Origin of the sequence: Frankia sp. Hr75.2, from assembly GCF_949319125.1 — a bacterium.
GTDB lineage: Bacteria > Actinomycetota > Actinomycetes > Frankiales > Frankiaceae > Parafrankia > Parafrankia soli.
Window position 1 is genome coordinate 75,666 of record NZ_CASGGV010000199.1, and the last position, 11,702, is coordinate 87,367.

The 11,702-nt window shown below is 68.4% G+C and carries 13 protein-coding genes; 9 read left to right on the top strand and 4 right to left on the bottom strand.

Going from position 1 to position 11,702, the window contains the following annotated elements:
* Positions 1-8: 8 nt before the first annotated feature.
* The 3 genes from AC559T_RS14925 to AC559T_RS14935 all read right to left on the bottom strand — a co-directional run bounded on the left by AC559T_RS14925 (position 9) and on the right by AC559T_RS14935 (position 2,183).
* Entirely contained in the window at positions 9-743 is a 735-nt protein-coding gene (locus tag AC559T_RS14925) for a 2,3-bisphosphoglycerate-dependent phosphoglycerate mutase (protein WP_498869108.1), read from the bottom strand.
* Between the two features lie 73 nt (positions 744-816).
* Positions 817-1,194 (bottom strand): carboxymuconolactone decarboxylase family protein, encoded by a 378-nt coding sequence (locus tag AC559T_RS14930; protein WP_112105886.1) that lies wholly within the window; start codon positions 1,192-1,194, stop codon positions 817-819.
* Between the two features lie 53 nt (positions 1,195-1,247).
* Positions 1,248-2,183: an NAD(P)-dependent oxidoreductase gene (locus AC559T_RS14935; RefSeq protein ID WP_306769431.1), complete on the bottom strand. Its 936-nt coding sequence runs from the start codon at positions 2,181-2,183 to the stop codon at positions 1,248-1,250.
* A gap of 482 nt (positions 2,184-2,665) precedes the next feature.
* On the opposite strand from AC559T_RS14935, the gene AC559T_RS14940 reads away from it, so the two are divergent.
* Both AC559T_RS14940 and AC559T_RS14945 read left to right on the top strand, forming a co-directional pair.
* Complete coding sequence (locus AC559T_RS14940) at positions 2,666-3,853, top strand: CaiB/BaiF CoA transferase family protein (RefSeq protein WP_112105884.1); 1,188 nt, start codon at positions 2,666-2,668, stop codon at positions 3,851-3,853.
* A gap of 62 nt (positions 3,854-3,915) precedes the next feature.
* A complete protein-coding gene (locus AC559T_RS14945) occupies positions 3,916-4,956 on the top strand; it encodes an MBL fold metallo-hydrolase (protein ID WP_112105883.1) in 1,041 nt (346 codons plus the stop codon).
* On the opposite strand, the gene AC559T_RS14950 is transcribed toward AC559T_RS14945, so the two are convergent.
* A complete protein-coding gene (locus AC559T_RS14950; RefSeq protein ID WP_498869109.1) occupies positions 4,843-5,433 on the bottom strand; it encodes a MaoC family dehydratase in 591 nt (196 codons plus the stop codon). The two genes, AC559T_RS14945 and AC559T_RS14950, sit on opposite strands and share 114 nt — an antisense overlap.
* Before the next feature lie 424 nt (positions 5,434-5,857).
* Between AC559T_RS14950 and AC559T_RS14955 the strand changes: the two genes are divergently transcribed.
* The 7 genes from AC559T_RS14955 to AC559T_RS14985 form a co-directional block, all read left to right on the top strand.
* Positions 5,858-7,270: an aldehyde dehydrogenase family protein gene (locus AC559T_RS14955; protein ID WP_498869110.1), complete on the top strand. Its 1,413-nt coding sequence runs from the start codon at positions 5,858-5,860 to the stop codon at positions 7,268-7,270.
* A 58-nt stretch (positions 7,271-7,328) separates the two neighbouring features.
* Entirely contained in the window at positions 7,329-8,417 is a 1,089-nt protein-coding gene (locus tag AC559T_RS14960) for a zinc-binding dehydrogenase (RefSeq protein ID WP_498869111.1), read from the top strand.
* Between the two features lie 58 nt (positions 8,418-8,475).
* The gene (locus AC559T_RS14965) at positions 8,476-8,928 is read left to right on the top strand and encodes a hypothetical protein (RefSeq protein WP_498869112.1); all 453 of its coding nucleotides are present in this window, start codon (positions 8,476-8,478) and stop codon (positions 8,926-8,928) included.
* Positions 8,928-10,310 (top strand): MmgE/PrpD family protein, encoded by a 1,383-nt coding sequence (locus AC559T_RS14970; protein WP_498869113.1) that lies wholly within the window; start codon positions 8,928-8,930, stop codon positions 10,308-10,310. Before AC559T_RS14965 ends, AC559T_RS14970 begins: the two co-directional genes overlap by 1 nt.
* Before the next feature lie 123 nt (positions 10,311-10,433).
* Complete coding sequence (locus tag AC559T_RS14975) at positions 10,434-10,646, top strand: carboxymuconolactone decarboxylase family protein (RefSeq protein ID WP_235013877.1); 213 nt, start codon at positions 10,434-10,436, stop codon at positions 10,644-10,646.
* A gap of 44 nt (positions 10,647-10,690) precedes the next feature.
* Positions 10,691-11,002 carry an NAD(P)-binding domain-containing protein gene (locus AC559T_RS14980; protein ID WP_498869114.1) on the top strand — a complete coding sequence of 104 codons (312 nt, stop codon included), beginning with the start codon at positions 10,691-10,693 and terminating at the stop codon, positions 11,000-11,002.
* An 8-nt stretch (positions 11,003-11,010) separates the two neighbouring features.
* Positions 11,011-11,702: alpha/beta fold hydrolase (locus tag AC559T_RS14985; RefSeq protein WP_498869115.1), on the top strand; the 692-nt coding region annotated here is incomplete at its 3' end.

Genomic DNA, 11,702 nt, shown 5'->3' on the forward strand with positions numbered 1-11,702 from the left:
GGGCACCGTCATTTCTGCGTCGCTCCCGACGCGCTCAGCAGGACACCGCCGGACCGGACCGGCAGCAGGACGTCGGTGAGGTCGTAGCGCAGCAGGGCGCCCGTGGGCAGCCACACCTCGCTCAGGTCGTCGCCGGCCGGGTCGCCGGCCTGGGCGCCGAGGTGGCGGATCAGGGCACGCAGGACGTTGCCGTGGGCCACGACCAGAACGGTCCGGCCGGCACCCAGATCGTTCGCGATCTCCGACTCGTAGTACGGGCGGAGCCGGTCGAGGACGTCCGCGATGGACTCCGTCCGGGGGACGCGCACGCCCAGCTCCCGGTACCGTGCGTCGTCGTCCTGCCCGAAGAGGCTGCCCGGGGCGATCGGCGGCGGCGTTCCGTGGAACGAGCGGCGCCAGAAACGAAGCAGGTCCGCGCCGTACTCGGCGCGGACCTGCATGCGGTTACGGCCCTGCAGTGCGCCGTAGTGGCGCTCGTTGAGCCGCCAGCTGCGCCGGACCGGGATCCAGTGCCGGTCGGCGGCGTCGAGCGCGAGGTCCGCGGTCGACACGGCCCGGCGCAGAAGGGAGGTGTGCACGACGTCGGGGAAGAGGCCGGTGTCGCGGAGCAGGTCGCCGCACCGGCCGGCCTGAACCCGGCCGAGTGCGGACAGCGGCACGTCGACCCAGCCGGCGAAGCGGTCTGCGGCGTTCCAGGAGCTCTCCCCGTGCCGCAGCAGCAGCAGGGTGCGGGACCCGGTCATCCGGGCGGGCTCCTCCAGGTGGGCGGCCCGGTGGCGGCGTGGCGCCGCGCCCCGGGTGACGGTCGAGACAGTCTCAGTCGAGGTGTCCGCCTTCGCGCAGGACCTCCTCCGCGATCCGGAAGGCCTCGCCCGCCGCGGGCAGCCCGCAGTAGACCGCCGTCTGCAGCAGGATCTCCTGGATCTCGGCAACCGTGGCGCCGTTGGTCATCGCGCCCTCGATGTGGTGAGCGAGCTGCGCGGGCCTGTTCAACGCGGTGAGCATCGCGACGTTGATGATGCTGCGCTGCTTGCGGTCGATTCCTTCGCGGGACCAGATCCGCCCGAAGCAGACCTCTTCTGAGTAATCCTGGATCACCTCGTTGAAGGAGTTGCGCTTCTTGTCCTTTGCCGCGACATAGTCGGCACCCATGAGCTCACTCAGGACGCGCCGGCCGTTCTCCTTGTCGGTCACGCTGTTTTTCCTCCTGCGTCGGTGTCGGGTGTGCGTCGGTCCGGCTCGGTGTCTCAGCCGCGGTCGAGAACTTCCTGCACCTCGCTGGCCGAGAGCTTGATCTCGACGCCCGCTCGTTCGTTCTGCAGGAGCAGCGGTGTCTGCGAGTCGCGACCGCCCCAGCCGCGCTCGAGCGCTTCGGCGAAGTCCTCCTGCACGAGACGGGCGGCGCGCATGGGGACGTCGAACTCGTCGGCCAGCTCGAGTGCCAGTCGGAGGTCCTTGTTCGCCAACGCCAGGGCGAACGAGGGCGGCTCGAAAGCCCCCTGCAGGTAGCGGTCGCTGATGCGGTCGAACGTGCGGGCCCGGCCGATCGCGCCCTGACGCATTGCGTGCCAGAGGGCCGCCGGCTCGACACCCGCCTTGACTCCCATCGTGAAGACCTCGGCGATCGCCGAGCGGATCATCATGCTGGCGCAGTTGTGGACCAGCTTCGCGGTGTTGCCCGCGCCGATCTCGCCGACGAGGATCACCTGGTCGCCGATGGCGTCGAGGACGGCGCGGTGGCGCTCGAAGGCCGCCTGATCGCCGCCGACGTAGATCGCGAGCTTGCCTGACCGGGCGCCTTTGGGGCCGCCGCTCACCGGCGCGTCGAACAGTTCGATGCTGTGCTTGCGGCAGGTCTCGTGCACCTCGCGGACCACGGTCGGCGAATTGGTGGTGAGGTCGAACCAGACGGTGCCCGCCCCCAGGCCGCTGCACAGCCCGTTCTCGCCGAGGCCCAGTTCCTGCATTTCCTGCGGGCCCGGTAGTGATGTGAGGACCACATCGACCTGGCGGGCGAGATCGATGACCGAGTCGGCCCAGGTCGCCCCGGCCGCCTCGTGTTCCGCGGCGCTCTCTCTGTGGAGGTCGTGCACAATCAGTTCATAGCCGGCCGCGCGCAGGTTGAGCGCCATTCCGGCGCCCATGGCGCCGAGCCCGATGAATCCCACCTTCATGTTGCAGATGTCCTTCCGTTTTCAGGGACGATGGCGCCCCTCCAGGGCACGACCGTCAGACGGCCGTCTCTGGCGGGACCGCCTCTGCAAAAGATCGTTCTCCGTGGATCCCCGCTCGCGGGACCTGTCCGACCTCGATGTCCGCATCGCTTTGCGTGTCGGATGCTGCATGCCTGGTACCGCGGTGCGTATATACGAATGATCGATTGTATGTGCGAACAGCACGGTAGGGTCTCGTATGGGGGGCTGTCAACGTCCCGGGCGTCCCGCGGGGCGGGATGCGGGGGTGTGTCCCTCGATGCGCGATCGCGTCGGAGGCGTTGACAGTCATATGTGTCGCTCCTAGCATCGGGCTGTAAATGCGTACTCCTGTGCGTAAATGCGAACAGGCCGTGGTGTCGGTGCTCAGCGCGTCGAGCAGTTCACTGCGGCACATCCGGACTGGCGCGCGATCCGCGACGCTCGCGCCCGAGTGACCACGGAGGCCCTGGATGACCGCGCTCGAAGGCGTGAAGGTGATTTGTGTGGGGCAGTTCTACTTTGCCCCTTATTGCTCGATGCTGATGGCGCGCCTCGGCGCGGACGTCATCAAGGTCGAGGCGCCGGAGGGGGACCCGTACCGCCGGCTGCCCACCGTCGACCACGACGGCTTCCCGATCCAGTTCCGGTTCCTCAACTCCGGCAAGCGCGCCATCCGGCTGGACCTCAAACAACCTGCCGGGCAGGAGATACTCCGTAACCTCGTCCGGACCGCCGACGTGCTCGTCCAGAACCTGTCGCCGGGGGCGATGGACCGGCGCGGTCTCGGCTACGAGCAGCTCAGTGCGATCAACCCGGGCCTGATCATGGCGTCGGGCACAGGCTTCGGATCGTTCGGGCCGTATGCCGGCGAGCCGGCGATGGATCTCACGATCCAGGCGCGCAGCGCGATCATGAGCACCACGGGGTTCGCCGACGGGGCGCCGGTCCGCACCGGCCCGTCGGTCGTCGACTTCGTCGCGGGCACGCACATGCTCGGGGGTGTGCTCGCCGCGCTGTTCCAACGCACCCGCACCGGCCGCGGTCAGCATGTCGAGGTGGCCCTGCAGGACGCCATCGTCCCGTCGCTGACGTCCAACATCGCCGGGCTGCTGAGCAGCGCGACCGAGAGCCACGAACGCACGGGCAACCGGCACGGCGGGCTGGCCGTCGCCCCGTACAACGCCTACCGCACCAACGACGGGTGGATCGCCGTACTGTGCCCGACCGACGCGCACTGGCGGCGGCTGTGTGAGCTGATGGGGAATCCCGCCACCGACGACCCGCGCTTCGCGGACATGAGCAGCCGGTGCGCCCACATAGACGACGTCGACGCGGTCGTCGAGAACTGGACGAGGGCCCGCCCCAAGGACCTGCTGGCGCGGATGCTGGTGGAGGCACGCATCCCCTCCGCTCCGGTCGTCACCCTGCCGGAGCTGCTCGAGGACCCGCACGTACGCGAGCGCGGCGTGCTCCGCACCGTCACCGACGAGCAGGGCTCGTTCATGACGCTCGGCAGTCCGCTGTTCCTGTCGGACTCGCCCATGGTGGAGCCGTCGCGGGCGCGCGAGGTCGGCGCCGACACCGACGAGGTCCTTACCGCGGAGCTGGGCATGTCCGTCGACGACATCGCCAAGCTGCGGGAGGCCGGGGTCATCTGAGGCGTTCCGTGGGCCGGTGGGAGCGTCGCGACCACGGGAACCCTGTTGCGTGAGGGGGAGATGTGGGTGAGTCGCGTGCCGCCGCGGAAGCGCCGACCCGACGGATCGAGGGCTTCGCGGTGGCGGGCGGGGTGTGGGCGACGGCGGTCCCGTTCCCGAGTCCGCTCGCCTACTCGTACTCCTACGCGGTGCGGGCGGCCGAGGGGATCGTCGTGGTGGATCTCGGGTGGGACTCGGACGAGGCGTGGAGCGCCTTCCGATCCGGGCTGGCCCGGGCCGGTCACAGCCTCGACGAGGTGATCGGGGCTGTCGTCACCCACGCGCATCCGGATCATTACGGGCTCGCCCGCCGCATCCGGGAGCACACCACGGCCTGGATCGCCGCGCACCCTGCCGAACGGGCACAGATCCGCGTGGGCGCCGCGGAACGGCGGGCCCGTGTCGTGGAGATCGCCGACTGGCTGGGCGTGAGCGGGGTGCCTGCGACGCGGCTGGCGGGCCTCGAGTCGGAGCTCGCCGAGCTCGAGGCGGCGCTGCCCGGAATCGAGACGGACGTCGAGCTCCTCGACGGCGCGGCGGTGCCGGGCACCGGGGGTGCCCTCATCGCGATCCACACACCTGGGCACACCACCGGCCATCTGTGCTTCCACGACCGTGAACGAGGCCTGGTGTTCACCGGTGACCACGTTCTGCCCAAGGTGACCCCGAACGTGGCACTGCGTCCCGGGTCGGCCGCCGACCCGCTGCTGGACTTCCTCGACTCGTTGCGGCACCTCCGGGACCTTCCCGACAACCTGCTGGCCCTGCCCGGGCACGAGTGGTCGTTCGACCGTCTCTCCGACCGGCTCGGCGTGCTGGAGGTGCATCACCAGTCGCGGCTGCGCGAGATCGAGCAGGCGGTGCGCGAGGGGCGGGAGACCGTCTGGGATGTGTCCCGTGCGGTGCGGTGGGCGCGGCCGTTCGACTCGTTCACCCCGCGGTCGCTGCGCTCAGCGCTCGCCGAGACCTACGCCCACCTCGCCCGGCTGTCGGAGGACGGGCGCCTGGTCCGTAGGGCCGGGCGGCCCGAGCGGTGGACGGTCGCCAGAGGCCGGTGCGACTGATCGCTGCGCACGGCTCAGCCGCGGCGGCGTCTCAGCGGACCCGCCGGGGCTGCGCCGATAGACGCAGACGAGAGTTCCGTCCTGGTTGTAGCCGCGGGTCTCCACGGTCACGACGCCGTGGTCGTTCCTGCTTCTGGACTCCGCCTTGCTCAGCACGGTTGATTCGCCGTGGACGGTGTCGCCATGGAAGACCGGAGCGACGTGGCGTAACGGCTGGACCTCGAGGTTCGCGACTGCTTTCCCCGAGACGTCGGCGACGGACATTCCGAGGAGGAGGGAGTAGAGGTAGCTGCTGACGACGACGTCCCGCTTGAACTGGGTCGTCCGTGCTGCGTAGCTGGCGTCGGGGCGGAGGGGGTGATGATTCATGGTGAGCTGGCAGAACAAATGGTTGTCGTCCTCGGTGACCGTCTTTCCTGGCCAGTGCCGGTAGACGGCGCCCAGGTCGAACTCCTCGTAGAAGCGCCCGAACCGCATCTGTGCTCCCAACGGCAGGAAGAGGAGCGGCTCGCCGCACGACCGCGGATCGGGTCTCGCTGTGCCGGGGCACATGACCCCGCACCGGACGGCCGCATCGTCTCCTCGGCTCCGGATCGGTGGCCGCGCGCCACCCGAGGACGTCCATCGTTCTTATATAAGAACTAATGTCCTTATATGCGGACGCACGCTACGAGCGAGCCGATGCCATGTCAAGGCGGCTGTGGGGCGGCCATGGTGGCCCAGGGGTCGAGCGGCTCGTGGCCGCCCTGTCGGTCTGGGTGGCTGCGGGCGGGCGGCTGGGCCGTGGAGGCTCGGCGGGAGCGGAGCCGGCCCGTTGACACCCCTATGTGATCATCGTAGTGTGATTGCAATTACGAATTTTAGTTCGTAATAATGAACTTCGCGACAAAGGGGTGGCGGCGTGATCAATCAGGACCTCATCCTCATCGACGGTGAGTGGGTCCCGTCCTCCGGCACTGGCGTCATCAACGTCGAGAACCCGGTCACCGAGGAGATCATCGGCACGATTCCGGACGGCACGCCCGAGGACGTCGGCCGGGCGGCGGCCGCTGCCGCCCGGGCCTTCGACGGCTGGTCCCGTTCGACGCTCGACGAGCGGGCCGAGGTACTGCGAAACCTGGCCGACTTCGTGGAGGGCCGGGCCGACGAGATCACCGAGGCGATCGTTCAGGAGATCGGCGAGCCGCTGAGCATCGCCACCGGTCATCAGACGCTGTCCACGATCAAGCACCTTCGCGGCACGGCCGACGCGCTGGCGGAGGTCGACTTCAACGTGGCGGTCGGGGACACGCTCGTGCACCGGGCCCCGGTCGGGGTGGTCGGCGCGATCACGCCGTGGAACGTGCCGCTGTTGATGATCGCGATGAAGGTCGGCGCTGCCATCGCGGCGGGCTGCACCGTCGTTCTCAAGGGCACCGAGATCGCCCCGCGCAGCTCCTTCTTCTTCGCCGAGGGCACCCTGAAGGCCGGCCTGCCCGCCGGCGTCGTCAACCTGGTCAGCGGCACCGGTCCGGTGGTGGGCGAGGCCATCGCCGATCACCGCCTGGTCGACATGGTCTCGATCACCGGCTCCGTGCGCGCGGGCAGCCGCGTCATGGAGATCGCCTCCCGCACGGTCAAGCGGGTCGGGCTCGAGCTCGGCGGCAAGTCCGCCAACGTCATCCTCGAGGACGCCGACATCGCCAGGGCGGTCACCGCCGGCATCGCCGACGCCTTCCGCAACAGCGGGCAGGTGTGCGGCGGCCTCACCCGCGTGCTCGTGCCCCGCGCGCGGCTGGCCGAGGCCGAGGACGCCGCGCGTGCTGCCGCCGAGTCCTACGCGCTCGGCGATCCGTTCGCGGAGGGGACCAGCCTCGGGCCGGTGGTGACCCGCGCCCAGCGGGACCGCGTCCGCGAACTGATCCAGTCGGGCATCGACCAGGGTGCCACGCTGGTGACCGGCGGCCCCGAGCAGCCCGAGGGCCTGGCCACCGGCTACTACGTGAAGCCGACCATCTTCAGCGGCACACCGGACATGCGGATCGCCCGCGAGGAGATCTTCGGGCCGGTGGTGACGATCCTCCCGTACGACACCGAGGACGAGGCGGTCGCGATCGCCAACGACTCCGACTACGGTCTCGCCGGTGGTGTCTGGGCCGCCTCGCCCGCGCGCGCCCGCGAGGTCGCGCTCCGCCTGCGCACGGGCCGGATCCGCATCAACGGCTCAGCGGTCAACCCGCGTGCGCCGCACGGCGGCTTCAAGCTCTCGGGCATCGGCCGGGAGAACGGCCGTTTCGGTATCGAGGAGTTCCTGGAATACCAGTCGATCGGGTGAGCGAGCGGGCAGGCGACCAGCCGGGAACGCGATGGCGGGGAAGAAGGGCGGAGAGGACATGTCGGTGCGTGCTCGGATAGCGGTGCTACCCCCCGGAACCCACCTGCTCGAGTTTCGGGAACTGACCATGCCGCCGCCCGGCCCGTTCGAGGTCGTGGTCGAGCAGAGCGCGTTCGGGGTGTGCCACAGCCAGCTCGACCGGATCTTCAGCCCTTCCCGGACCGCCCCGATGCTGCTGGGCCACGAGTCGATCGGGACGGTTGTCGCGGTCGGTGCAGAGGTGACCTATGTGCGAGAGGGCGATCAGGTGTGCATCACCTGGATCCCCCGCAGCCCCCGGGAGGGCCGTCCACCCTCGCCGTCCCGGCTGACGTTCCCCGACGGCGAGGTGGCCACGTCGCACAACTGCCACACCTGGGGGACCCACGCCCTGGTCGACGAGCAGTATGTCGTTCGGATGCCCGAGGACACCGACCCCGACCTCGGGAGCATCATCGGCTGCGCGCTGATGACCGGCGCCGGCGCCGTGATGAACAGCATCGATCTCCGGGCCGGCCAGTCGGTCGCGGTCTGGGGCGCGGGTGGCGTGGGGCTGTGCGCCATCGCCGGCGCCGCGATTCTGGGCGCAGGACGGGTCATCGCCGTCGACGTGAGCGACGCGAAGCTCGCCCTGGCGGCGAAGTTCGGCGCCACCGACGGCGTCAACGCCCGCGAGACCGACCCGGTGGAGGCGATCCGTCAGCTGACCCGGCACGACGACGGAACCGCGGGTGCCGACTACTGCCTGGACTGCACCGGCATCGGAAACAACATTCCGGTGAGCCTCGCGGCCGTGCGTCCAGGTATCCGCGGCGCAGGAGTTCGCGGCGGTACCGATGTTCTCGTCGGCATTCCGCGCGAGCCGTTCAGCCTCGACAGTTTCGACCTGCTGAACGGTGAGAAGAGCCTGGCTGGTTCGGTCGGGGGCGGCTGCGATCCGATCCGCGATTTCGCGACCTTCGTGAACTGGACGAACGACGGCCGCTTCGATCCCGCCCTGCTGGTGACGGACCGGTTCGGGCTCGATCAGATCAACGAGGCTGTGGACGCCCTGCACCATGGTCGGGTCCGGGGCCGTGCCGTGGTCACCGTGCGCGACCCGGCGTGACCGCGGTCGTCACGGCAGGTCCTGCCGGCCCACATGGGTCGTCACCGGCTACACCCTCGTGTTCTCGGCCCTGCTGCTGTTCGGCGGCACGCTGTCCGACCGTATCGGCGCCCGGACCCGCCGGAATTCCGGCCAGGCGAAGAAGAACGAGCTCAATGGCGCGATCTCGCTGCCCCTAAGGAAGATGGTGAGAGCACGCGCGAGCGGTTGCGAACCCGGTCTGCACCGGCCGGATCCGGATCGGCGGAACGCCTATCAATATGAAGGCACCCCACGGCGGCTTCAAGATCTCTGGTCTCGGCCGCGAGATGGGTCGCTACGGCATAGAGGACAGAGGAGTGACATGATCACCCGCAGGGCTCGCGCAATGGCGTGTGCGACCGGCCAGTTCGAGACGGTCACCATCGGACGTCGCGACGTAGGGCAGAATGACGCGCTCATCGAGATCGACGTAAGCTATCGTTTAGTGATCGACGCGAGCACACTCGCGCGCCAGAAAGCGCGGATTTGATGAACGAGACGAGGCGCACGGGCCTGGTGAACCTCACGAGGATCGTCGCGGAGTACGCCGCATCGACCTCGATCGACGCGTTACCTGCCGACGTTCGGGAACATGGGCGTCTCATCGTTATGGATGAGTTGGCCTGCGCGGTCTTCGGACAGACTCGGACAGCGGGGAAGCTAGCCACCGGCTACGCGGCCTCGATGGGCGGAGCGGGGGCGTGCCGAATTCTCGGAACTGAGCACCGCACAACCGCGCCGTACGCGGCTCTCGCGAACGGCACGGCCGGGCACGCCGACGAGGTTGACGGTGCTCACGTCGTCGGTGGGCATCCCGGGGCGACGATCGTCCACGCCGTGGCGGCGATTGCCGAGCACCGGCGGGCGACGGGCGGCACTCTGCTCAACGCCGTCGTTCTCGGCTACGAGATCGGCAACCGGCTCATCCGCGCGTGCGGTGGGGTCTTCGGGGTGAAGTCGCGCCTTCACATGCATGCGGACTTTCTTCATGCGATCGGTGCGACCGTCGCGGCGTGCCGCATCCTCGGCCTCGGCCCGGAAGCGTACGGCAACGCGATGGCCCTCGCGACATTCCAGACCAACGGCCTGGTCGCGCTCTTCCAGGAGCGGCGCCACATCAGCAAGTCGTTCTGCAACGGCCAGTACGCCTTCGCCGGCGTTTCGGCCGCGCTGATGGCGAATGCCGGGCTGGAAGGATGCGAGGACGTGCTCGGCTCGGAGAACGGGCTGCTTGCGGCGTGGGGCCTTGAGGACGGCGCGAGTTCGCTGACCGACGGACTCGGCCACGACTACGCCGTGATGGGCGCGAACTTCAAGTTCGTCAACGCGGGCTACCCGATCCACGCGGCGGTCGAGGCAGCGATGACGGTGATGCACGATCATCGAATTCAGGCGGCCGAGATCGACACGGTCGAGGTCGGTATGCCTACCAATGCGCTGCGCGTAGTCGACAATCGTGCCATGCACAACATCTGTCTTCAGGACATGCTTGGCGCGGCAATCGTACAGGACGGGCTGAAGTTGCGGGAGAGCCCCTTTCCGCTCCTTCTGTCGGACTCCGACTTCCAGTCGATGAGGCGACGCATCCAGCTTCGGTCTGACGCTGAACTGGACACCGAGCAGCCGAACGGCCGCGGGGCCCGTGTGACCTTTGTGATGCGCGATGGCTCGAGGCTTTCACATCGGGTCGATCAGCCCAAGGGCCACAGCGCGGGAGATCCCATTGGTTGGGACGACTTGCGCGACAAGTGGGTCGAAGCCCTGCCGACAGTCGACGTCGATCGCCTGGTTCGACTTTCCCAGGCTGTCGAGGAGCTGGACGACGTCGAGGAACTGCTCCGGATCTTCGATCCTCCTCGACGTACTGCATGAAGTATCCGAGGGCTACTTGCCTCGGCGCGCCAAACAGTGCAATGACTTCAATGCTGCACCCAGGACTACTCGGCTGAGGTCTGCTTCGGTCGGACCTGGTCGCGGCCCGGTACCGACCGCAAGGTGCGGAGCGTCATCAACATCGCGCTGCTCGTCGTGCTGAGAAAGTCGAACCAGCTGCGCCACCACATTGAGGGTGCGCTCAACAACGGCTGCTCGGTCGACGAGATCCGGGAGATTCCACTGCAGACCGCTGTCTACTGCGGGCTCCCCGCCACCGGCGAAGGCTTCAGCGTTGCTGAGGAGGTACTCCGCGAGCGCGCCCTCATCGGCTGACGCGGAGCACCCGGACTCGTATGAGGGATCGAGAGGGTAGAGAGATGGAGATCGGTTTTATCAGCCTCGGCGCTATGGGCCGCGGAATGGCCGCGAGCCTGCAGAACGCCGGCCACGACCTCGTGGTCAACGACCTGCGCAAGGAGTCCGCCGCCGACTGTCTCGGCCGGGGCGGGTCCTGGGCGGAGACGCCGCATGAGCTCGCCAGCCGGGTGGAGCTGATCTTAACCTCGTTGCCGACTTCCCAGGACGTCGAAGCAGTCGTGCGTGGGTATGACGGAGTCGCCGAGCTGGCGGAAGAGGACATCCCAGCTGTGCTGTCACAACACGTCGAGCTGCCTACAACGTTCGCTTAGGAGGACCCATGGCCAAGCAGCAGCCCACGGGCTTCGTCCTCGTTCACGGCGGCCGACACGGTGGCTGGGCGTGGCGCGACGTTGCCTCTCGACTCCGCGACCTCGGCTACCCCACGTATAGGCCGACCTTGACCGGCCTCGGTGAGCGAGCGCATCTTCTGCGCTCGGAGATTGGCCTCGAGACACACATCAACGACTTGGTCGGCGTCTTCGAGTACGAGGACCTGAGCGACGTCGTCCTGGTGGCCCACAGCTACGGCGGCATGCCTGTGGCAGGTGCGATGCAGCAGGTCTTCGACCGCGTACGCACCGTCGTCTGGGTGGACGCACATCTTCCACGTGAGGGCGAGTCGGTCTTCGATCTCATCGGTGACGAGCGAGCCGCACAGATGAAGGCGATGGCCGCCGAGGGTGGAGAGGGCTGGTACGTGCCGACATCCGACGCCAGTTGGTGGGGTCTGAGCGATCCCGACCAGATCGCATGGGTCAACTCCAAGACGACTCCGCAGCCGATCAAGACCTACCTCGACAAGATCGGCCCCACAGGCCGGGCCTGGTCGCACCCAGGTACGACGATCGAGTGCAATCCGAGTCGGCTTCCCGCAGTGGAGGTGGCACGTCAACGCGCACGTGCCGAGTCCGACCCGCACTTCCATCGTCGGGTTATCGCCGCATGCCACGAGCCGATGCTGACGCACCC

Bases quoted from the DNA above. Each gene is read 5' to 3' on its own strand.
- AC559T_RS14925 (WP_498869108.1), bottom strand. From the start codon at position 743: ATGACCGGGTCCCGCACCCTGCTGCTGCTGCGGCACGGGGAGAGCTCC.
- AC559T_RS14940 (WP_112105884.1), top strand. From the start codon at position 2,666: ATGACCGCGCTCGAAGGCGTGAAGGTGATTTGTGTGGGGCAGTTCTAC.
- AC559T_RS14950 (WP_498869109.1), bottom strand. From the start codon at position 5,433: ATGCGGTTCGGGCGCTTCTACGAGGAGTTCGACCTGGGCGCCGTCTAC.
- AC559T_RS14960 (WP_498869111.1), top strand. From the start codon at position 7,329: ATGTCGGTGCGTGCTCGGATAGCGGTGCTACCCCCCGGAACCCACCTG.
- AC559T_RS14970 (WP_498869113.1), top strand. From the start codon at position 8,928: ATGAACGAGACGAGGCGCACGGGCCTGGTGAACCTCACGAGGATCGTC.
- AC559T_RS14980 (WP_498869114.1), top strand. From the start codon at position 10,691: ATGGAGATCGGTTTTATCAGCCTCGGCGCTATGGGCCGCGGAATGGCC.